Source organism: Phascolarctobacterium sp., assembly GCF_045124115.1.
GTDB lineage: Bacteria > Bacillota > Negativicutes > Acidaminococcales > Acidaminococcaceae > Phascolarctobacterium_A.
The window spans coordinates 1-20,030 of record NZ_JBGVLF010000023.1 but is presented as its reverse complement, the minus strand read 5'-3'; the positions used below and the strand labels follow the sequence as shown (position 1 = coordinate 20,030).

Annotated in this window: 23 protein-coding genes and 1 pseudogene; 4 read left to right on the top strand and 20 right to left on the bottom strand. The window is 49.3% G+C overall.

All coding sequences use genetic code 11. From position 1 onward, the window contains the following. The 4 genes and pseudogenes from ACJMM4_RS03700 to ACJMM4_RS03685 all read left to right on the top strand — a co-directional run. Positions 1-334: pseudogene (locus ACJMM4_RS03700) on the top strand (hypothetical protein); the annotation flags it as partial. Between the two features lie 21 nt (positions 335-355). Further along, positions 356-583 (top strand): DUF1659 domain-containing protein, encoded by a 228-nt coding sequence (locus ACJMM4_RS03695; protein WP_405379829.1) that lies wholly within the window; start codon positions 356-358, stop codon positions 581-583. Positions 584-603: 20 nt separating this feature from the next. Continuing rightward, on the top strand, positions 604-822 hold the full coding sequence (locus ACJMM4_RS03690) for a DUF2922 domain-containing protein (protein ID WP_405379827.1): 219 nt from the start codon (positions 604-606) through the stop codon (positions 820-822). A gap of 164 nt (positions 823-986) precedes the next feature. After that, positions 987-1,133, top strand: coding sequence for a YvrJ family protein (locus tag ACJMM4_RS03685; RefSeq protein WP_405379825.1), 147 nt, complete (start codon positions 987-989; stop codon positions 1,131-1,133). A 145-nt stretch (positions 1,134-1,278) separates the two neighbouring features. On the opposite strand, the gene ACJMM4_RS03680 is transcribed toward ACJMM4_RS03685, so the two are convergent. The 20 genes from ACJMM4_RS03680 to ACJMM4_RS03585 all read right to left on the bottom strand — a co-directional run. Next, the gene (locus tag ACJMM4_RS03680; protein WP_405383119.1) at positions 1,279-2,187 is read right to left on the bottom strand and encodes an Rpn family recombination-promoting nuclease/putative transposase; all 909 of its coding nucleotides are present in this window, start codon (positions 2,185-2,187) and stop codon (positions 1,279-1,281) included. A gap of 315 nt (positions 2,188-2,502) precedes the next feature. Then, positions 2,503-3,093, bottom strand: coding sequence for a class I SAM-dependent methyltransferase (locus ACJMM4_RS03675; RefSeq protein WP_405383117.1), 591 nt, complete (start codon positions 3,091-3,093; stop codon positions 2,503-2,505). A 14-nt stretch (positions 3,094-3,107) separates the two neighbouring features. Beyond that, on the bottom strand, positions 3,108-4,358 hold the full coding sequence (locus ACJMM4_RS03670) for a RecQ family ATP-dependent DNA helicase (protein WP_405379819.1): 1,251 nt from the start codon (positions 4,356-4,358) through the stop codon (positions 3,108-3,110). A 57-nt stretch (positions 4,359-4,415) separates the two neighbouring features. Further along, complete coding sequence (rpsO, locus tag ACJMM4_RS03665) at positions 4,416-4,682, bottom strand: 30S ribosomal protein S15 (RefSeq protein ID WP_293729219.1); 267 nt, start codon at positions 4,680-4,682, stop codon at positions 4,416-4,418. 101 nt (positions 4,683-4,783) lie between these two features. Beyond that, positions 4,784-5,719: a bifunctional riboflavin kinase/FAD synthetase gene (locus ACJMM4_RS03660; protein ID WP_405379816.1), complete on the bottom strand. Its 936-nt coding sequence runs from the start codon at positions 5,717-5,719 to the stop codon at positions 4,784-4,786. A 2-nt stretch (positions 5,720-5,721) separates the two neighbouring features. Beyond that, complete coding sequence (truB, locus tag ACJMM4_RS03655; RefSeq protein WP_405379814.1) at positions 5,722-6,600, bottom strand: tRNA pseudouridine(55) synthase TruB; 879 nt, start codon at positions 6,598-6,600, stop codon at positions 5,722-5,724. Then, complete coding sequence (locus ACJMM4_RS03650; protein WP_405379812.1) at positions 6,600-7,550, bottom strand: bifunctional oligoribonuclease/PAP phosphatase NrnA; 951 nt, start codon at positions 7,548-7,550, stop codon at positions 6,600-6,602. Before ACJMM4_RS03650 ends, truB begins: the two co-directional genes overlap by 1 nt. Continuing rightward, positions 7,543-7,920 carry a 30S ribosome-binding factor RbfA gene (rbfA, locus tag ACJMM4_RS03645; RefSeq protein WP_405379810.1) on the bottom strand — a complete coding sequence of 126 codons (378 nt, stop codon included), beginning with the start codon at positions 7,918-7,920 and terminating at the stop codon, positions 7,543-7,545. Before rbfA ends, ACJMM4_RS03650 begins: the two co-directional genes overlap by 8 nt. A 14-nt stretch (positions 7,921-7,934) precedes the next feature. After that, entirely contained in the window at positions 7,935-10,502 is a 2,568-nt protein-coding gene (gene infB, locus ACJMM4_RS03640) for a translation initiation factor IF-2 (protein ID WP_405379808.1), read from the bottom strand. 23 nt (positions 10,503-10,525) lie between these two features. Continuing rightward, on the bottom strand, positions 10,526-10,831 hold the full coding sequence (locus ACJMM4_RS03635; RefSeq protein WP_405379806.1) for a L7Ae/L30e/S12e/Gadd45 family ribosomal protein: 306 nt from the start codon (positions 10,829-10,831) through the stop codon (positions 10,526-10,528). Then, positions 10,818-11,090, bottom strand: coding sequence for an RNase P modulator RnpM (gene rnpM / locus ACJMM4_RS03630; protein ID WP_405379833.1), 273 nt, complete (start codon positions 11,088-11,090; stop codon positions 10,818-10,820). The genes ACJMM4_RS03635 and rnpM overlap by 14 nt, the downstream gene beginning before the upstream one ends. Before the next feature lie 8 nt (positions 11,091-11,098). Continuing rightward, positions 11,099-12,145, bottom strand: a complete 1,047-nt coding sequence (gene nusA / locus ACJMM4_RS03625; RefSeq protein ID WP_405383115.1) for a transcription termination factor NusA — start codon at positions 12,143-12,145, stop codon at positions 11,099-11,101. 27 nt (positions 12,146-12,172) lie between these two features. Beyond that, positions 12,173-12,649 (bottom strand): ribosome maturation factor RimP, encoded by a 477-nt coding sequence (gene rimP, locus ACJMM4_RS03620; RefSeq protein ID WP_405379802.1) that lies wholly within the window; start codon positions 12,647-12,649, stop codon positions 12,173-12,175. Between the two features lie 217 nt (positions 12,650-12,866). Next, positions 12,867-13,574, bottom strand: coding sequence for a TIGR03936 family radical SAM-associated protein (locus ACJMM4_RS03615; protein ID WP_405379800.1), 708 nt, complete (start codon positions 13,572-13,574; stop codon positions 12,867-12,869). Then, complete coding sequence (locus ACJMM4_RS03610) at positions 13,571-15,436, bottom strand: TIGR03960 family B12-binding radical SAM protein (protein ID WP_405383113.1); 1,866 nt, start codon at positions 15,434-15,436, stop codon at positions 13,571-13,573. Before ACJMM4_RS03610 ends, ACJMM4_RS03615 begins: the two co-directional genes overlap by 4 nt. Before the next feature lie 9 nt (positions 15,437-15,445). Then, positions 15,446-16,552: a rod shape-determining protein RodA gene (rodA, locus tag ACJMM4_RS03605; RefSeq protein WP_405379796.1), complete on the bottom strand. Its 1,107-nt coding sequence runs from the start codon at positions 16,550-16,552 to the stop codon at positions 15,446-15,448. A gap of 15 nt (positions 16,553-16,567) precedes the next feature. Further along, positions 16,568-18,415, bottom strand: coding sequence for a penicillin-binding protein 2 (gene mrdA / locus ACJMM4_RS03600; RefSeq protein WP_405383111.1), 1,848 nt, complete (start codon positions 18,413-18,415; stop codon positions 16,568-16,570). 31 nt (positions 18,416-18,446) lie between these two features. After that, the gene (gene mreD / locus ACJMM4_RS03595) at positions 18,447-18,947 is read right to left on the bottom strand and encodes a rod shape-determining protein MreD (protein ID WP_405383109.1); all 501 of its coding nucleotides are present in this window, start codon (positions 18,945-18,947) and stop codon (positions 18,447-18,449) included. Continuing rightward, positions 18,944-19,801: a rod shape-determining protein MreC gene (mreC, locus tag ACJMM4_RS03590; RefSeq protein WP_405379790.1), complete on the bottom strand. Its 858-nt coding sequence runs from the start codon at positions 19,799-19,801 to the stop codon at positions 18,944-18,946. The genes mreD and mreC overlap by 4 nt, the downstream gene beginning before the upstream one ends. Positions 19,802-19,813: 12 nt before the next feature. Beyond that, positions 19,814-20,030 (bottom strand): rod shape-determining protein (locus tag ACJMM4_RS03585; RefSeq protein ID WP_405383107.1); only part of this gene is annotated, 217 nt, incomplete at its 5' end.

Below are 20,030 nucleotides of genomic sequence, written 5' to 3'. Positions count from 1 at the left end.
CATCTACGCTGCAGACCCGCCAACGGAACTGCAGATAAACCAAATGGCTGTAGTCATCGCTATCCTGTGCATCGCTTTGGAACTGCCCATCGACTTCGAGCATGTGCGCACTCACTACGAAGTGGCTGTAGCCGATGGCTATGGTCCCAACAGCGATGACCCCGACTGCCGCTGGGACCTTTCCTGGCTCAGCGGTATGCCGGAAACCAGGACCTTGCGCCCCGGTGGAGAAATGCTCCGCAGCCGTGCCCGCTACTACCGCCAGTTCTTTTTGCAGAACACTTTGCAGGTTCCCCAACAAAAGGCGGAACTTGCGGAAGCGCTGTTCGCGTAATTTTGAAAGGAGATTTTACTTATGGCAATTCAAGAGCAAATGAACAAAAAATCTTTAGTAATCAACGTGGAGGATGGTGTAAATACCAATGGCAGCATCAAAACCAAAGCCCGCACCTACAGCGGCATCAAGGCGGAAGCAACTGCGGAAGACTGTTTTGCAGTTGGTACTGCGTTGGGCAATCTCATGGCTAACACCGTGCAGGGTATCGCGTTGAGCGAAAAGATTGATCTGGTAGAACAAGCGTAATTTGAAAGGAGATTTTAACTATGGACAAGACTTTGGAATTAGTATTTAAAACTGAGGAAGGCTCTAAGAAAACCATTTCCGTGAGCAACCCTCGCGAAGATGTAACTTATGATGATGCGAAAGCCGCAATGGACACCATCGTGGAAAAAGCAGTCTTCAAAGGCACCGAAGCTGCCGGCGAAATCAAAGAAGCTTACGAAGCACGCATCCGCACCAGTGATGTAACCGTATTGCTGTAATCTTGTAAATTCCCCTCTCAGGCGCTCCGCGCCAGCTCTCCCAGAGGGCGAGCCAAGTTTTTCGGCGTTCGCTTTAGTATCTTGGCTCTCCCTGGAGAGAGCTGTCAACGAACTGCGTAGCAGTGAAGTTGACTGAGAGGGGTTCGCTATTCAAGGAGGTCCACATGGAACTTGACCAATTTTTGGCAGCGGCTGCCGATTACGGTTTTCCCATGCTGGTGAGCGCCTACCTGCTCATCCGCATGGAGAACAAAATTGACAAGCTCAGCGCCAACATTGAAGCATTGACCAGAGTGCTTGCTGCAGCATAAAAAACGAAAGGCTTACGTAGACGTAACAATCTACGTAAGCCTTTAATTTTATAAACGTTCTAAAAATTTTCTCCCTACCAAAAAAAGACGTTCTACCTCTCGTTATAAAAGGCAGAACGTCTATAATTTAGTCAAATTTCACTATCTACACAGAAATACCCTTAACCTGCTCGAGAGTCAAGGAAGTAACCTCTGCAATCGCCTCGTCACTCATATTTGTACTACGTTTGAGATTAGTAGCAATATCCAAAGCCTTTTGCAGCATACCGCGAGCTTCACCACGAGCTTCACCGTACTTTTCGCCTTCTGCTCTACCGCGTTCTTCACCACGAGCCTCAGCAGTTGTTACAATACGTGCCATCATTGCATCCATAGTATTCACCCCTTCTTCTTTTACCTCAGGAATAATTAACTCAAAATCAGAATTACCGGAAACTGCACTCAACAACTTTAACACCGCATCAACGTGCTTAATAACACCGGAAGATGGGTGATATTCTCTATTAATGCGTTTTTGCACAACATATTCAGCAACGTATTTAAAATCACTTTGGAACATATCTATCTGTTCTTGCGTAAGATAGGCAATTTCATATACATTAATCTTATAGTCATTGCGGACAGTGTCAGGTAGTTTATCACATCTGCGTTTTATACATCCTTGCAAATTGCGTGGTGCACGCCAATGGCGTTCACCAAAATACAACACGAATGTAACCACTTCGTATGGCTCTGCTTCATTTTGCTGGTTGTGGTAGCTTGCACCATCATAACCAATAACACGTAATGGCATTCTGCGGTCCACTTTAGTTTGATTTTCAAAACCACAGCAGGTAATAATGGCATTTGTTGCTTTGTCCACAACAAATTTAGCAACATCACGCTCTTGATGATGCAGCTTGCCATCCATTTTGTACTGCGATACAACGCTTGCTTCCTGTAGCATTTCAGGCTCAAATAACCTTTGCCCGTCGCAGACTAGAACATTCAAAATATCTGCCGCAACGTCACTATACGCTACAAGAATTTTTTCAGAAACATCTTTTGCTCCCAATAGCTTTCACCCTTTCTTGAAACACGAAAGTTTTTCGGAGGATGATACTGCTATTGGCTTTGCTAAAATTTGGCACAGTAGTAGCATCATCCTTTTACGGGACCAACGTAAATCGATACTACTACCGAAGCCACTTCTGCAACGGTTTTTAACATTTAGCAAATCGCTAAATCAAACTCTCTTACGAGAGCCATGTGCACTTCCATCTTAGGGGTGCACCCACTTTACGTTTCACCCTTAGTATAGCACAAACAAATAGCCCTCACAACAAAAAAGGCTTACGTAGACGTATCAATCTACGTAAGCCTTTAATTTTTACTCTTTTCGTGCTAACACGTTCAGCCACATTTCTGCAGCACGACCGGGTCTAACATCTCCCGCCGTCCACATTTCTACAACTTCAAAGCTACCTACTTTAGCTAACATTTTCTGCAGCAGCGGTTCCGTCATAAAAGTAAAATACCTACCATTACGCGGTCCCTCAAAATCGCCATACTTAAAGGAAGTATACAGCACACCTCCCGCAACTAAAGCATCTCTGATTTTTCCAAGTACCATTTCCAGCTCATTTTTAGGCAAATGCAAAATTGATGCGCACGCCCAAACTGCATCGTACACCCCAACCTCTGCCAAATCTTGAAAATACATCTGCTTGACAGATAGACCTGTGTACAGGCTAGCATGCTTGCAAAACTCTGCAGAACCATCTATTGCCGTAACCTTAAAGCCACGCTCCAAAAAGTACTTGCTATCCCGCCCACTGCCGCAGCCAAAATCCAGAATATGCGCACCTTGAGGCAGTAATTTTAAAAATCGATCCTGCCTAGAGCTCATATCCACACCTACAGTGTCTTTAATGTATGATTGCGCGTTGTTATTGTAGTAATCAAGAGTTGTTATATCCATATTTACCTCTATTTTCAGATGCCAAAAAACTTACGCCAGCTAGCTGTCTTATTATGGTCGCAGTTACCGCAGTTGCCACAGCGCGCAGGGGCTTTTTCGCCAAAGTATTCTAGTAACGCCTTCCGCAGGCAGGTACCCGTATTGCAGTAGAAAACCATCTTATCCAATAGCTCCAGCTCATGCTCCTTCCACTCCAAATCCGGTTGGTCGTGGCCGATTAAATAAGTATTCACCGCAATGTCCGCCCTGTCATACAGCAGCAGACACTCCGCAGGCAGACCATCGCGCCCTGCACGACCTGCCTCTTGGTAATAGCTTTCCATATCCTTGGGCATATTATAATGAAGCACAAAGCGTACATCCGCCTTATCGATACCCATGCCGAAAGCGTTAGTGGCCACGATCACAGGCACCTGCCCGCTGACGAACAAGTTTTGGTTCTCCCTGCGTTCTTCCGGAGTAAGCCCTGCATGATAGCGCAAAGCGGTGTAGCCTTGGCGCAGCAAAAGCGTAGTCACCTGCTCCACCTTTTTGCGGGTAGCGCAGTAGATGACGCCGCAGCTGTTGCGGTGTTCCTCCATAAAGTTCAGCAAAGAGCGTTCTTTATCGCGAGTACGCTCCACCGCGAAATGCAGATTGGGACGGTCAAAGCCTGTGATGACCATTTTAGCATTGTCCATCTCCAAGCGTACGCAGATGTCCTCCCGCACTTGGGGCGTAGCCGTAGCCGTAAAGGCCGCCAAGAGCGGCTTCGTAGGCAGCAACTTCATAAATTCGGGGATATTGTAGTAATCCTTACGGAAACTGTGCCCCCATTGGGAAACGCAGTGCGCCTCGTCCACTGCCACCATGGTAATATACGCCTGCTGGGCAAAGCGTACGAATTGCGGATTCAACAAACGTTCCGGCGCCACATAGAGGAACTTACATTCCTTATTCAAGGCAGCGTGGAGCACTTTGCCATACTCATTGGCAGTCATGCTGCTATCCAAGTACGCCGCAGGAATCCCCCGCGCCGTCAGCTGCTCCGCTTGGTCCTTCATCAAGGAAATCAGCGGGGAAATAACCAGCGTTACCCCCTTGAGCAATAGTGAAGGCAGTTGGAAGCAGACGCTTTTGCCTGCACCCGTAGGCAGCACTGCCAAAACAGGATGCCCATGCAATATTTGGCTGATAATTTCTTCCTGCCCCGGGCGGAAGCTGTCATAACCATAATAATGTTTCAACGCCCGATGCAGAAAATCACTGTCTATTTGCCGTGTCATAAATTTACCTATAAAAAAGACGCACCCCTAAGGATGCGTCCTTGTTCACGAAACTGATTATTTACGGATACCCAGTTTAGCGATGATTGCACGATAACGTTCGATGTCCTTGCTTTGCAGGTAGTTCAGCAGGCCACGACGTTTACCTACCATTTTCAGCAGGCCACGACGGGAATGATGGTCTTTTTTGTGTTCTTTCAGGTGCTCGGTCAAGTATTTGATGCGTTCGGTCAGAACTGCAATTTGTACTTCCGGAGAACCGGTGTCGCCTTCATGGCGTGCGTTGTCGAGAATTACGGCGGTTTTAGCTTCGCTAGTTAACATTGTGTGTTCCTCCTAAAATTTAAAATTGCCAAAAGCATAGTAGTCGCTGGAGAAGCGTGCCACCAAGCCTTGGTTCACATACTGGAATAGTATACCATATGTTACAGATTAGTGCAAGAAATTTTTAAAGCAGCTTCTTTATCTGCCTGTAAGCGCGCAGCCAGCTCAGCAATACTGCCAAACTTTACTTCCCCACGGATTCTTTCCAAGAACTGCACGGTAATCCGCTCCCCGTAAATATCTCCGGAGAAGTTGAAGATGTGGGTTTCCAGGCGCGGTTTCAGCACATCGCCAAAGGTGGGGTTGTAGCCGATATTGGCCATGCCACCGTAGGTAGCCCCTGCCACCTGCACCAGCACCGCATACACTCCCCCTTGGGGAATGGCGCAGCCTGCTGCTTCCTCCAGCTCCAGATTAGCTGTAGGAAAGCCCAAAAGACGTCCCCGCTCGTTGCCATGAGCCACAATACCGCTCAAGCTATAGCGGCGCCCCAGCATGTGGTTGGCCTCTGCCACCTCGCCCTGGGCGATCAAGCGGCGGATAGCCGTGCTGCTGATTACCGTAGCGCCATCGCTGACTAAATCACGGACGATTAAAGTAAAGCCCAGCTTGGCAGCGGAAACTGCTAAAGTTGCCACCGTACCTTCGCCACGAATACCGTAGGTAAAATTGCTGCCAACTACGAGGCAGCTGTAGCCCAAGCCCTGCAAACGCTCCAAAAAGCGCTCCGGTTCCAAACGGGCCACGCTCATATCAAAGGGAATGTCCACCAGAACATCCACCCCTACGCTCTGCAGCAGTTCCATTTTCTCCTGAGGCGTAATCAACGCTGCAGGCACTTTATCCGGACGAAAGCAGGCAAAGGGATGATTGCTGAAGGTAAAGACTGCCAAAAGCGCTTTGGTCTTTTCCGCCTGCTCCTTAGCCGTGCGGATAACATCCATGTGGCCCCGGTGCAAGCCGTCGAAAGTACCCAAAGCTACTACGCAGGGCCTGTCAAAGCTATGCAGTTGTCCAAGAGAAGTAATTATCTCCATCTTTACTCTTCCTCTGGCATTTTATAGTGGGCAAGAATCTTATCTGCCTTGATTTTTTCTTCGCTACAGGTACCGATGCCCAAGAACTCGCCTTCAGGGCCCAGCAAAGCGTACTGCCCTGCTGCAGTGCCGCGAATAGTGGTGCGTACGCCGTTAGTAATGCGTGCTGCCTGACGTCCGTTCAACGTCAGCTTGGGCAAATGCGCAACTGCAGAAAGAGGCTCTGCACTGCATCCCACAGGGTCAGCAGCGATTTCCTGCAAAGTGTGGGCATCGTTGAGCAGGTACGCCCCCACTTGGGTACGGAGCAGAAAGCTCATGGTACCGCAGGTGCCTAAAGCAGCAGCAATATCTTCGCCCAGTACGCGGATGTAGGTGCCTTTGCTGCACTCCACCGCTACCGTAAAGGTAGTAGGCGTAAAGTTGAGCAAGTCTAGGCGGTAGATTTCAATGGGACGGGCTTGGCGTTCCACCTCCAGCCCCTGCCGTGCCAATTGGTACAGCTTTTTGCCGTTGATTTTCACGGCGCTGTACATGGGAGGCAGCTGCATCTGGGGACCGATAAAGCTTTGCAGCACTGCCTTTAAGCCTGCTTCCGTGATTTCCGGCACGGGCATAGTCTTTACTACGCTGCCGCTGTCATCACCGGTATCCCGCTGCTCGCCCAAAGTAAACTCAGCAATGTACTGCTTGCGCCCTTCCATGGCGAACTCCAACAGGCGGGTAGCAGTACCTGCAAAAACAGGAAGAACTCCTGCCGCATCAGGGTCAAGAGTTCCCCCATGTCCAATTTTCTTCGTCTGCAGCACCCGGCGCAGAAAACCAATCACATCATGACTGGTCATGCCCGGGGGCTTCAGCACATTAAATACGCCGTCCATTACAGCTGCTTGCGCAGTTCAGCCAAAAGCTGTTCCCGCGCCTCCTCCACCGGTGCGTAAATGGTGCAGCCTGCAGCGCGGATATGTCCGCCACCGCCAAAATGCACTGCCACTTGGGACACATCCACTTTGGAACTGCGCATGCTCACCCGTGTTACCGCAGGTTCCACAGCCTTGAACATAATGGCTACATCCACGCCTTCAATAGAACGGGGATAGGATACAAAGCTGTCCGTATTGGCATCAGCGTCGTATAAATCATTGGTAATGGTTAAATAAGCAATTCTGCCCTCTGCCTCAAAAGTCAGGGAAGGCAGCACCTTGCCCAACAGTTCCACTGTTTTACGGGAACGTACTTCCAAGCTTTCGCTAATAAAGTTAGGCTCTACGCCGCACTCCAAAAGATCCGCTGCTTTGCGCATGGTTTTAGGGGTGGTATTAGCAAAACGGAAGGAACCGCAGTCCGTATTAATAGCGGTAAAGAAACAGGTTGCCGTCTCTTTATCCATGCTCCAACCCATAGCCTGGAACAAGTCCACCATAACTTCGCCCACTGCCGCAGCCTTGGGATCCAAATATAGATACTCAGCAAAACGGTCGTTGGAAATATGGTGGTCGATGTTGAGCAGCTCCTTGTATTCCACTACATCAGCCACTATGCCGATGCGGTCGAAGGAACTGGCGTCAATAACCACTAAAACGTCAGCTGCCAGCTTCGTGCCCGCTACAGGACGCTGCACCAGCTCCATACCGGGGATAAAGCCCAAGCTGTCATTAATCTTATCATCACAAAAAACAGTTACCTGCTTGCCTTGCTGCAGTAAAAAGCGTGCTAAACCCAAGGTGGAGCCCAGAGTATCTCCGTCCGGGCTCACGTGGGTACAAAGTACGATTTTTTCCGCTGCCAAAAGCAGGGCGCCTGTTTCCTGCAGGGAAAGCTCCTTACTCATCTTGTGCTTCCTCTGCTGCAGGCTTTTCTTCCTTCTTGATTTTGTCAAGAATGCTTTGGATATGGGCGCTGTATTCCATAGAGGTATCCTTTTGCAGGATCAGCGTGGGGGCGAAACGCAGACGGATGCGCTTAGCGATTTCCGTACGCATAAAGCCCAACGCTTTATTCAGTGCCTTCCAAGTTTCTTCCTGCTTATCTTGGGGACCATACATGCTGATGAACACCTTGGCATAGCTCATGTCGTCAGTCAGCTCTACGCCGGTAACGGTCACGAACTGGATGCGCGGGTCTTTCACATCATGGAGCAGCATATTGCTGATCTCGTGTTGAATGGCCTCCTGCACCTTTTCTACTCTTAATCTTGCCATTTGTTTATCCTCAATTACTCTACTGCAACTTCTTCCATGTCGTAAACTTCAAATACGTCGCCAACCTTCAGATCGCGGAACTTCTCTAAGGTAATACCGCATTCGTAGCCTTGGGCAACTTCTTTAACGTCATCTTTGAAGCGGCGCAGAGATTCAATAACGTCTTCGTTAATAACGATACCATCGCGAACTACACGTACTTTGGAGCTGTTGGTAACTTTGCCTTCCAGTACATAGCAGCCTGCAATGATCAGTTTGGAAATAGTAATCAGTTGGCGAACTTCTACGCGGCCTTGAACAACTTCTTTGAATTTGGGAGCCAGCATACCTTTAATAGCTGCTTCTACGTCGTTGAGGGCATCGTAGATTACGCGGTAGGTGCGTACGTCAACCTTTTCAGTTTCAGATGCTTTGCGGGCGTTAGCGTCAGGACGAACGTTGAAGCCGATAATCAAAGCGTTGGCAGCGGAAGCCAGCATAACGTCGGACTCGGTAATAGCGCCTACGCCTGCATGGACAACAACTACTTTAACTTCATCGTTCTTAATCTTTTCTAAGGAAGCCTTCAATGCTTCGATGGTACCTTGTACGTCAGCCTTAACAACGATGTTCAATTCTTTGATTTCGCCTTCTTGGATACGTTGGAACAAGTCGTCCAAAGATACTTTGGAGTTCAACTTGATTTCGTCTTCCTTCTTCTTAGCGATACGTTTTTCTGCTACGCTGCGGGCAGTCTTTTCATCGGTGCTGTCTAAGATATCACCGGCTGCAGGTACGTCGTTCAAGCCCAGTACCTCTACAGGGGTGGAAGGCAGCGCCTTCTTAACTTTTTCACCACGGTCGTTGACCATAGCGCGAACCTTGCCGTAAGCAGTGCCTGCGATGATGGTATCACCAATGTGCAGGGTACCGCGTTGTACCAGGACGGTAGCAACAGGGCCGCGGCCTTTATCCAGCTGTGCTTCGATAATGGTACCATGAGCAGGCAGGTTGGGGTTAGCCTTCAGTTCTTGCATTTCTGCAACCAAAAGGATCATTTCCAGCAAATCGGTAATACCGGTTTTTTGGTGTGCGGAAACAGGCACCATAATGGTGTCGCCGCCCCAATCCTCGGGAATCAGCTCATGCTCTGCCAATTGTTGTTTTACATGGTCCGGGTTAGCACCGGGGCGGTCCATTTTGTTAATAGCAACAATAATGGGCACCTTAGCAGCTTTAGCATGGTTGATTGCTTCAATGGTTTGCGGCATTACGCCGTCGTCTGCAGCTACAACCAGGATAGCAACGTCGGTTACTTGGGCGCCACGGGCACGCATAGCGGTGAAAGCTTCATGGCCCGGGGTATCCAGGAAAACGATCTGCTTGCCTTGGTAGTTAACTTTATATGCACCAATGTGCTGGGTAATACCGCCTGCTTCGCGAGCGGTAACGTTAGTTTTACGGATAGCGTCCAGCAAGGAAGTTTTGCCGTGGTCAACGTGGCCCATAACGGTGATTACAGGCGGACGGGGAACACGTTTCTCCTCAGGATCGTCAACCTCGGGAACTTCGGTAGGATCTTCTTCCGGAGCTTTTTGGCCAACTTCTACGCCGAAGTTGTCGCCAATCAGTTGGGCAGTTTCAAAGTCGATGTCTTGGTTGATGGTAACCATCATGCCCAGCATGAACAGCGCTTTGATAACTTCGTTTACTTCGCGTTTAATCAGCTTAGCAAATTCTTGTACGTTGATGGATTCGCCCACTTCTACATAGGTAGGACGAACTACTTCCACCGGAGCTGCAGCCTTAGGCGCATTGTTAGGCTTACGGTTGCGGTTAGCAGGCATTTGGTGGCCTGCACTGCGGTTAGGACGGCTTTCCTTGGTTGCGTAGGAGCCTTTAATTTGCGGCTTATCCTTGCGGCCTTGCTTGCCTGCGTTGCGTCCGCCTTTGCCGCCGTCACGCATATCGCGGCTGTCGCCACGGTACTCGCTGCGGCTGGCAGCGGGACGAGCTGCGCTCATGGAGCGGCTTTCGCCGTGCACTGCGCTTTGGCCAGGTTGTTGGCCCTTAGGACCTACGAAAACACCGCCTTGGCGTTGGCCGCCATTGTTGCGGTTTTGTTGGCCGCGGTTATCACGATTGCCTTGCTGACCGTTGTTGTTGCGGGTTTGTTGGCCGCGGTTATCGCGGTTGCCTTGTTGACCGTTGTTGTTACGGTTTTGTTGGCCGCGGTTGTCGCGGTTGCCTTGACGATTGTCGTTACGATTATTTTGTTGACCGTTATTACGTTGGTTGTTTTGTTGCATATTCCTCTGACCGTTATTATTATTCACAGGTTTAGCAGCCTTTTGTTGGGGCTGTTCTTTCTTTACCGGAGCTGCCTGCTCTTTTTTAGCAGGTGCAGCGCTTTTTTCAGCTTTGGGCGCAGCCTTGGGGGGCTCGGGCTTTTTGTCGTAAGCCTTGCGGATAACAGCCATAACTTGTTCATCCGCACCGCTGAAATTGGTTTTATTGATATTGTTCTTCTTCAACAAATCTAAAACTTCGTTAACGTGCTTGCCGTAATCGGCAGCAACTTCATAGATTCTTTTATTACCCATCAATCTACCTCCGTATCTAAAACTCAGGTAGTAGTAATACCACCTATCATTTTAGCGAAGTTTGGGTCCATAATTGCTACAGCTGCTCTGGGTGCTTTACCTATAGCGTGCCCCAATTCAGCGCGGTTTAAAATCTCCTTAACGGAAACTTCTCCCTGCTCTGCCAAGAAATATAATTCCTTTTTCGTATTGGGTGCCGCATCAGCCGCTATAACAAGCAGTTCCACACCGCCGCTTTTTAAGGCGGTCTTTACTGCAAAGTCACCGGATTGGAGCTTGCCTGCCTTTTGGGCTAAGCCCAAGGCGAAGGCTTCCTTACTGTTTGCCATGCGCAAGATCCTCCAGCAGTTGCTTATAAACCTCTTCGCTTACCGGCTTCTCCAAAGCGCGTTCCAGACGTTTCTCCTTCACTGCTTTGGTAATGCATGCCTCGTTGGGGCACACATAGGCGCCACGGCCGTTCTTCTTTCCGGTCAGATCAAGACTGATTTCACCTTCGGGAGAACGCACAATGCGCAATAAAGCCTTTTTATCTTTCATTTCATTGCAGCCCACACATTTGCGCTGCGGAATCTTCTTTACCTTCATCATGATGTTTATTCAGCATCCTCAGCTTTGGCTTGGGATTCGCTCTTAATATCAATCTTCCAACCGGTCAGCTTAGCAGCCAGGCGGGCATTTTGGCCTTCCTTGCCGATAGCCAGGGACAGTTGGTAATCAGGAACTACTACACGGCAAATCTTTTCGTCTTCGTTTACGCAGGTGCTGACAACTTTCGCCGGGCTCAGTGCGTTAGCTACGTATTGAGCAGGGTCTTCGCTGTATTTAACGATATCGATTTTTTCACCGCGGAGTTCGTTCACGATGGTTTGTACGCGCATACCTTTATGGCCTACGCATGCGCCAACGGGATCAACGTTTTCATCAGCAGTGTAAACGCTGATCTTGGAGCGCATACCCGGTTCGCGGGCAACGGATTTGATTTCTACTACACCGTCATGGATTTCAGGAACTTCCAGTTCGAACAAACGCTTCAACAGACCGGGATGAGTACGGGATACCATAATTTGGGGGCCTTTGGTAGATCTTTTAACTTCTACGATAAAGGTCTTCATGCGGTCATGGTATTGGTAAACTTCGCCGGGGATTTGCTCGTTGGGAGTCAGAACAGCTTCTACCTTGCCCAAATCGATGTAGACGTTTTTGTTTTCCATACGTTGGATGATACCGGTTACGATATCTTGGTTACGGCTTTGGAAGCGCTCGTAAACCTGTCCGCGTTCTGCTTCGCGAATACGTTGTACAACTACTTGTTTAGCGTTTTGCGCAGCAATACGGCCGAAGTTTTTGGGAGTAACTTCTACGCTAACAGAATCACCGACTTGGTAGTTGGGGTTGATTACTCTAGCATCAGCCAAGGAAATCTCATCATCGTTTTGTGCTTCCCCTTCTACAACGGTATGGTAAGCATAAACATGAATCTCACCGGTTTCTTTATTCATATTAACAGTTACATTTTGGTTAGAATTGGAATTTTTCTTATAAGCAGCAACCAAAGCATCCTCTACAGCTTGGAAAAGAATATCAGGGTCAATACCTTTTTCTTTGCCCAGCTCATTGATTGCCAGGATCAATTCGTTCACTTAATCTGCCTCCTACTTTCTAAGTAATTAAAAATCAATATGCGGTCTAATAACACTAATTAATTTGCGTTCAATACGGTCAGGATTTTTAAATTCCTTACCTTTAATAATTTTCTTAACCCACACTGCTTCATCATCATGGGCAGTGAGCACGCCTGTCAGGTTCTTCAGCCCTTCCCAAGGCGCATAGAAGATAATATCCACCTTTGTTCCATAGGCTGCTTCAAAGTCCTTGTCCTTTTTCAGCGGCCTGTCGATGCCGGGAGAGGAAACCTCCAGAAAATATTTGTCCGGAATGGGGTCCTTCTCATCCAGTACAGCCGTAAGCTTTTCGCTAACCAGTTGGCAGTCATCAATTTCGACTCCGCCCGGTTTGTCCAAAAAGATACGCAAATACCAATCTTTTTCGCGCACATACTCCACATCTACCAAAGTCATGTCAGTACCTACCAACAAAGGCTCTACCATTGCAGTAATAAGTGCTTCTACCTCTTTTGCCTGCATCAAATTCACCTCCATATTCAATTTTTAACATAATAAGCGGAAAGAGTGGGTATCGCACCCACTCTTTCTCTAAGTCCACTTATATCTCTAGTGTTTATTATAACATTATCCTGCGTTCATGGCAAGAGTTTACTACTATATCTGCTGCTTCCAGTGTAAAAATTTATACAAAATTTACAAGAAATAGGGTTAGTAACAGCAGCACGGACAACTTGGCTTACGCCAGCTTGACTGCGCCCGCATCCAACATGGGCAGCTGCTTGCCATTCTTGCCTGCTTTGTACAGGCGCAGGCGTTCAATATCCGCCATTTCCACAGGCAGCCCCAAAGCGTACTGCTCGTTTAAAGCATTGAGCAGATCCACTGCCTTCATGCTGCCGGTAGGGGTAATCTTGCAGTCGAAGGAAAAGACGGTTTCTTCACCATTACAAACTGCTGCAATGCGGGGAATGTAGAACTTGACATCGATTTCCTTGAAGCCTGCTTTAGTTTTAGGCGCTGCCTTTTTAAAGAGCAGTTGTTCCGCAGCATTGAAAGCTTCCACTGCTGCCGTAATGTCCTTATTATAGGGCAAGGTTACACGGTAGCTAGCACCTGCAGCCTGGCTCATCAGCGCCGCATGGTGGGTGTCCACCGCATCGGCAGCCAAAACGCGGATGCCGCGGGGTAAAGCTTTATCCAATGCTTTGGCAGCAGTTTCTACATCCATAGGCTCTGCCAGCTCGATTTCTACAAACTCCGTATAGCTGACCACGCCTACGCCCAAAGCGGAAGCAAGGCTGAATTTCAGATGGGGATTGAAGCCTTCGGAATAGGCAGCAGGCAGTTTGGCACGGCGGATAGCACGGCCAATGGTGCGCACATATTCCAAGTGGGAAATGAAACGGATTTCAGGATCCTTAGTTATTTGCATGCGCAGTTTCATTGCTCTGCTTCCTCCTTGTAATCGATAATATTTACGCCCAGTTTTTGGCAGACGCCGCAACCGGTGCAGGTGCTGCGACGGCAGTCATGGGTGAGCTGCTGCGCGTACGCCTTTTGCCATTCGCGCCACAGGAAGCCGCGGGCAACGCCCGGGGAAACATGCTCCCACGGGAAAACTTCGTTTTCACCACGCTGACGGGATGCGTAGAAGTCTTTGTCCAAGCCTGCTTCGCTAAGTGCTTCCAGCCAACGGTCGTAGGAGAAGCAGTCGCTCCAACCATCGAAGCGTGCGCCCTTCTGCCAAGCCAAGAGCAGCGCCTTGCCTACGCGGCGGTCGCCGCGGGCGAAGACAGCTTCAATAATGCCGGTTTTGCCGTCATGGTAGTTCAAAGTAATGTTCTTGTATTTCTTGATTTCGTCCTTCAGCAGGAACTGCTTGCGACGAATGGTTTCCAAATCGTTTTGACCGAACCATTGGAAAGCGGTGTAAGGTTTGGGTACGAAGGAGGAGGCACTGCAGGTAACTTTGCAGCCGCGTTTACCGGTTACTTGGAAATATTTATATTGTACCTTGCGTGCCAAATCCGCAATCGCCAGAATATCTTCGTCAGTTTCGAAGGGCAGACCGATCATAAAGTACAGCTTCACGCTGTTCCAACCGGATTCGAAAGCTGCGCCTACAGCGTTCATCAGATCTTCTTCCGTTACGCCTTTATTGATAACGTCGCGCATCTTTTGGCTGCCTGCTTCCGGAGCAAAGGTCAAGCCGCTTTTGCGTACAGCCTGTACTTCTTTAGCAATGGCTACGCAGAAACTGTCAATACGCAGGGAAGGCAGGGACACGCTGACGCGTTCATCCTTAAATTCGCTAATCATGTCGCGAACCATAGGTGCCAGGCAGGAGTAATCGGCACTGGACAGGGAAATAAGGCTGATTTCGTTATAACCGGTGTTATCTACCAGCTTACGTGCCAAGTCCTTCAATACTTCGGGCTTGCGCTCGCGGACAGGGCGGTACACCATGCCTGCGTGGCAGAAACGGCAGCCACGGCTGCAGCCACGGAAAACTTCCAAGCTGATACGGTCATGGACGATTTCGCCAAAGGGTACTACGGGAGCAGTGGGGAAATCCACACTGTTCATGTCGCGTACTACGCGTTTATAAACTACAGGAGGAACGTCCTCGCTTAGGGGCTGTACTTCCTTCAAAGTCATGTTTTCGTTATATACAGGACGGTAGAAGGAAGGCACATAGATGCCTTGAATCTTGACAACCTCGCGGAGGAACTGCTGGCGTCCACCGGGCTTGCCAGCCTTCTTCCACGCTTTATAAGCAGTCATTACTTCTGCCAATACCTCTTCGCCTTCGCCAATCACGGCAAAGTCAAAGAAATCAGCCAAAGGCTCGGGGTTGAAGACGCAGGGACCGCCTACGATAACCAAGGGGTCTTCTTCCCCACGGTCAGCGGCAAGAACAGGAATACCGCCCAAATCCAGCATATTCAAAATATTGGTATAGCTCAGCTCGTACTGCAGGGTGAAGCCCACAATATCGCAGTCACGCAAAGCTTTTTTAGTTTCCAAAGTACGCAGGAGAATGTTGCGTTCACGCATCTTGGCTTCCAAATCAATCCAAGGGGCGTAGACACGCTCTGCCTGTACACCCTGCTCCTTGTTCAACAGGTGGTAGAGAATCTTAAAGCCCAAATAGCTCATGCCCACTTCGTAAACATCGGGGAAAGCCAAAGCAATGGTAGCTTCTACTTCCGCCGCAGGTTTAATAATACTGTTGAATTCACCACCGGTATAGCGGGCAGGTTTCTGCACGCTGCTCAGTATGTCAATGGTCAGTTCCTTTTCCATAAATCCTCCTTAGAATTGCAAGTTCTGCTTGCGGGCCTTGATATTCAAAAGCAAAGCCACCAGCATCAGATTAGTTATCAACGAGCTTACGCCGTAACTCAAAAAAGGCAAGGGTACGCCAGTAACCGGCATAATGCCGGCGGTCATGCCGATGTTGACCAGAATGTGGAACATGAACATGCCTGTAACGCCCACAGCCAACAGCGTACCGAAATTGTCGTCCGCATCGAGAGCGATAGCGATACCGCGCCAAATAATTATCATAAACAAAAGGATGATGAAGGCAGCTCCTACAAAGCCAAACTCCTCACCTGCTACAGCAAAAATAAAGTCCGTGTGGTTTTCCGGCAAAAAGTTCAGCTGACTTTGGGTGCCTGCCAGCCAGCCCTTGCCTAAAAAGCCACCGCTGCCAATGGCAATTTTGGACTGAATAACGTGGTAACCCCTGCCGAAGGGGTCCATCTCCGGGTCCAAAAAGACACGGATACGGTTCTTCTGGTAGTCCTTTAAAATCATCCAAAAGACAGGCAGCATAGCCACAAAGGCCACGCCCATGCGGAAGAACCATTTGTATTTAAAGCCGCTGACGAAAATCATGCTGACTAAAATAGCAATAAATGTCAAAGATGTGCCCAAGTCCGGCTGACGCATAACTAGGACGAAAGGCACAAGGATATAGCCAAAGACAGGCAGATAATCCTTGAACTCCTCCAGCCATTCAATACGCTTCTCCATAAAGGCTGCCAAGCAAATTATCAAAAACGCCTTGGCAAACTCGCTGGGCTGGAAGGTAAAGGAGCCAATCTGAATCCAGCGCTGAGCGCCTAGCTGGCTGTGACCTACAAACATTACTGCCAATAAAAGAATAATATTGAACCAATACAGCTTATTGGCATAATTTTTCAGCATCCGATAGTCAAAAGCTAAGGATATTGCCACCATCACAATGCCAAAGAGCATAAACATACTTTGGCGCTGCACATGCCACGCCTTGCCCGTGCTCACGGCAAAGGAATGGGTGGCGCTGTCAATGAGCCCCAAGCCGCAACCCATTAAAAGGAGCACGGCAATAATAAGCCACCAATCCAAATTTTTAAGGATACGCTTAATGTCCACCGCTATTCTCCTTCCCTACTGCTGGGATTGCGCCGGTGCCTGCTCTGCTTGCGCAGGCTGCGGTTTTTCTTCCGGCATCCAGCCTCTTTCTTTAAAGAATTCTTCAAAGGCTTTATAAACAATGGGACCTGCAGCCGTGGAGCCGAAGCCGCCTTGCTCTACGATACAGACTACAACCAGTTCCGGGTCTTCTACCGGACCATAGGCAACAAACAAACCATGGTCGCGGCCATGGGAGTTTTCCGCAGTACCTGTCTTACCTGCAATATCTCTGGGCAGACCGCTGAAGTAGGAAGCAGTACCGCCTTCCTGGGTAGTCGCACTCATACCCATACGGATATAGTCGATAGTTTTTTGAGAAACATCGATATGCTTGCCTTCGCTGCGCTTGGGCGTTTCCACTGTATTGCCTTGGCTGTCTGTAATGCTGTCCACCAAATAAGGTTGGTACTTGGTACCACCGTTGGCTACAATGCCCAGCATAACTGCCAGCTGGATGGGCGTAGTCAGGTTAAAGCCCTGACCGATGGCTGCGTTGAAGGTATCGCCTAAGCGCCAGTCTTCATTCCAAATTTCCCGCTTAACCTGCTTGGAAGCAACCAGGCCCTTGCTTTCGCCCTCCAGATCAATGCCTGTGGGCTCGCCGAAGCCGTAAATGCGGGCGTATTTAGCAATATTATCAATACCTACGCGGTAGCCTAATTCATAAAAATAAACGTTATCAGACATAGCCAGCGCTTTAATAAAAGTCAGCCAGCCCAAAACTTCGCCACCGGCGTTGCCCATGGTAGGAACCAAGGGGTGGAAGCCGCCGTCGAAAATAGGCTCGTCCAAACCAACTTTATTCAGCTCGAAAGCCGCACTGCCTGTAACAATCTTAAAGGTAGAACCGGGCGGATATTCGCCACTGATTACCTTGTTGTTCATGGGATAATTTTCGTCGTTGTTGATCCTGTTCCAATCCTTGGAGGAAATACCGTGGACGAACAAATTGGGGTCGTAGCCTGGACGGCTGACCATAGCGCGGACAGCGCCGTTACGGGGGTCGATGGCTACAACAGCGGCAGCGCGGGCACGAGGTGCCAAGCCGCTGCTACGGAGGAAAGCAAGATGCTTATCCGTAAACTCTTCCAAAGATTTTTGCAGGCGCAAATCCAGTGTCAGCTTGATGTTCTTACCGGGAACGGGCTGCACGGAATCATAGTGTTTGACTACGTTGCCGCCCACGTCTACTTCCTCCATAAAAGCACCGTCCTGGCCGCGGAGGATCTTGTCATAGCTTTGCTCCAAGCCGGACTTGCCCACGATGCTGCCCTGCACCACATTTTTGAAGAGTCCCTTTTCGATTTCGTAGGAGCTGACCTCGCCCACGTAGCCCAAAGCATGCACTGCCAATTCATGGTAGGGATAGTTGCGAATGGGCTGCACTGCCAGCATCACCTCGGGCATATAGCGGCGCTGCTCCTCGATCTTCGTAACCATTTCCGGAGAAAGGTTGCTCTTCAGCAGAATGGGCTCGTAGAAGTTGGCGCTTTCTTTAATGCGCTCCTTGATTTTTTCTACAGGAATACCTAAAAGGTCGCTAATCCGCTGCAAGGTTTCCGGCTTATACTCGGACTGTTTTTGCAGCACTGCGGCGTACCCCGGCAGATTATTAACCAGCTCCTGCCCATGCATATCATAGATAATGCCGCGGGGAGCAATGATTCTCGACTGGCGCAAGCGGTTGCCGTCGGACTGCTTAGAATAGTAGTCCCCCCGCCACAGCTGCATATAGGCCATGCGCCCTAAAAGCACCACAAAAACCACCATGCATAAAGCTAGCATGATGTGCAGTCTGTCAGCCTTTTTCTGATTGAGCATGGTCTGCGTCAGCCTTCCTTTCTATAAGTTATCAATAGGAAATATCTTCCTTGCGAATCCAATCGTAAACATATTTTACAGCTAACACTACGGGCACTGTTAAAAGCATATTGCCCATAATGAAGCCTAAACTTTCTTTAAAATATTCCAAAAAGATGCCCCATCGTCCACCGCTGCGCACCAGTTCCAGCCACCAATAGCAGAAGCGTACAAAAAAACTGCATACGCCCACTGCCAGCATATGGTAAAAGGCGTTATCCTTCACCACTTTTTCCTTGGTAAAGCCAATCATATAGCCAAGAGCAGCACGCGATAGAATATGGTAGCCAAAAACGCCTACAGTCATAGCATCCTGCAACAGACCGATAGCAGCGCCAACTGCCGCGCCTGCCTCCTGCCCCCGCAGCATGGCAAAAGCATATAAGGCGATAAGCAGCAGATCAAAGCTTAACCAGCCTTGGTAAAAGACGGACACCGCCCCTTGCAGAAGCAATAAAAGCAGAAACAGGACGGGCCAAATCAGTCTCCTCATTTCGCCTGTCCTCCCTGTCTAACAATTTCCAATTTTGGTCCCGGCGTAAAGGCGGTAATTACCAAAACCTGTTCCACGTCGGCAATGTCGGCAGAAGCGTGTACATCCGCTTCCTGCAACAGTCCCACGCTGTCCATACGGGCAGCTGTAACCGTACCGATAAGGATATCCGCAGGATGGCTGCCGCTGTAGCCGCTGGTAACCACTACGTCCCCTTCGCGGATGCTGGCCTCGCGGAACACATGCTCCAGCACCAGCTTTTCATCAGCGGAGGTTCTGCCGCCTACCACGCCTACGGCACGGGAATCAGCACGCAGGATACGTGCGCCCACCTTGAAACGGGGGGAGTTCAACAGCAGCACGCGGGCATAGTCACTGTAAACCTCGTCTACAATACCGACCAGACCACCATTGACCACTGCCATCTCTCTAGCCAAGCCTTTGTCCTTGCCTGCATCAATATAAATGCAGTCCCGCAAATCGCCGTAGTTACGGGAAATAACCCTTGCCGCCACTACCTTTTGGCTACGGTGTTCTTCCTTATAGTCCAAAAGAGCGCGCAGCTGCTTATTTTCCGCATATACGGACGCCATTTGGATATTGGCGCTGCGCAGCTCCTCATTATCCTCTTTTAATTGGGCATTTTCTTTCTGCATCACTGTCAGTGCTTTCCAGTAGCCTCGCAGGCTGCTGCCTGCGTGACCAATGCTGTTAATGCCGCTTTCTGCAGGCAGCACTATTGCCGTCACCACCTTGTTGATGAGGGGGAAACGACTACCGCCTGCCACCGCCATGGATAACATGGCCAGCAGCACAAACACTGCCAGAACGATTAGCATAACTTTCTTGCTCATGCCAAACTCCTATTATTTGGAGGTCATAAAGCCCTTACGATAAATATCAATATTTTCCACAGCAATACCTGTGCCCAAAGCAACGCAGTTCAGCGCTTCGTCGGATACATAGACGGGCATACCTGTTTCTTGAGAAATCAGACGGTCCAGATTGCGCAGCATGCTGCTACCGCCGGTCATAATAATACCGCGGTCCATAATATCCGCACTCAGCTCAGGCGGAGTACGC

Excerpts from the sequence above, each read along its gene's own strand:
- ACJMM4_RS03695 (WP_405379829.1), top strand. The coding sequence starts at position 356 with ATGGCAATTCAAGAGCAAATGAACAAAAAATCTTTAGTAATCAACGTG.
- ACJMM4_RS03690 (WP_405379827.1), top strand. The coding sequence starts at position 604 with ATGGACAAGACTTTGGAATTAGTATTTAAAACTGAGGAAGGCTCTAAG.
- ACJMM4_RS03685 (WP_405379825.1), top strand. The coding sequence starts at position 987 with ATGGAACTTGACCAATTTTTGGCAGCGGCTGCCGATTACGGTTTTCCC.
- ACJMM4_RS03675 (WP_405383117.1), bottom strand. The coding sequence starts at position 3,093 with ATGGATATAACAACTCTTGATTACTACAATAACAACGCGCAATCATAC.
- ACJMM4_RS03670 (WP_405379819.1), bottom strand. The coding sequence starts at position 4,358 with ATGACACGGCAAATAGACAGTGATTTTCTGCATCGGGCGTTGAAACAT.
- rpsO (WP_293729219.1), bottom strand. The coding sequence starts at position 4,682 with ATGTTAACTAGCGAAGCTAAAACCGCCGTAATTCTCGACAACGCACGC.
- ACJMM4_RS03660 (WP_405379816.1), bottom strand. The coding sequence starts at position 5,719 with ATGGAGATAATTACTTCTCTTGGACAACTGCATAGCTTTGACAGGCCC.
- truB (WP_405379814.1), bottom strand. The coding sequence starts at position 6,600 with ATGGACGGCGTATTTAATGTGCTGAAGCCCCCGGGCATGACCAGTCAT.
- ACJMM4_RS03650 (WP_405379812.1), bottom strand. The coding sequence starts at position 7,550 with ATGAGTAAGGAGCTTTCCCTGCAGGAAACAGGCGCCCTGCTTTTGGCA.
- rbfA (WP_405379810.1), bottom strand. The coding sequence starts at position 7,920 with ATGGCAAGATTAAGAGTAGAAAAGGTGCAGGAGGCCATTCAACACGAG.
- infB (WP_405379808.1), bottom strand. The coding sequence starts at position 10,502 with ATGGGTAATAAAAGAATCTATGAAGTTGCTGCCGATTACGGCAAGCAC.
- ACJMM4_RS03635 (WP_405379806.1), bottom strand. The coding sequence starts at position 10,831 with ATGGCAAACAGTAAGGAAGCCTTCGCCTTGGGCTTAGCCCAAAAGGCA.
- rnpM (WP_405379833.1), bottom strand. The coding sequence starts at position 11,090 with ATGAAGGTAAAGAAGATTCCGCAGCGCAAATGTGTGGGCTGCAATGAA.
- rimP (WP_405379802.1), bottom strand. The coding sequence starts at position 12,649 with ATGCAGGCAAAAGAGGTAGAAGCACTTATTACTGCAATGGTAGAGCCT.
- ACJMM4_RS03615 (WP_405379800.1), bottom strand. The coding sequence starts at position 13,574 with ATGAAACTGCGCATGCAAATAACTAAGGATCCTGAAATCCGTTTCATT.
- ACJMM4_RS03610 (WP_405383113.1), bottom strand. The coding sequence starts at position 15,436 with ATGGAAAAGGAACTGACCATTGACATACTGAGCAGCGTGCAGAAACCT.
- mrdA (WP_405383111.1), bottom strand. The coding sequence starts at position 18,415 with ATGCTCAATCAGAAAAAGGCTGACAGACTGCACATCATGCTAGCTTTA.
- mreD (WP_405383109.1), bottom strand. The coding sequence starts at position 18,947 with ATGAGGAGACTGATTTGGCCCGTCCTGTTTCTGCTTTTATTGCTTCTG.
- mreC (WP_405379790.1), bottom strand. The coding sequence starts at position 19,801 with ATGAGCAAGAAAGTTATGCTAATCGTTCTGGCAGTGTTTGTGCTGCTG.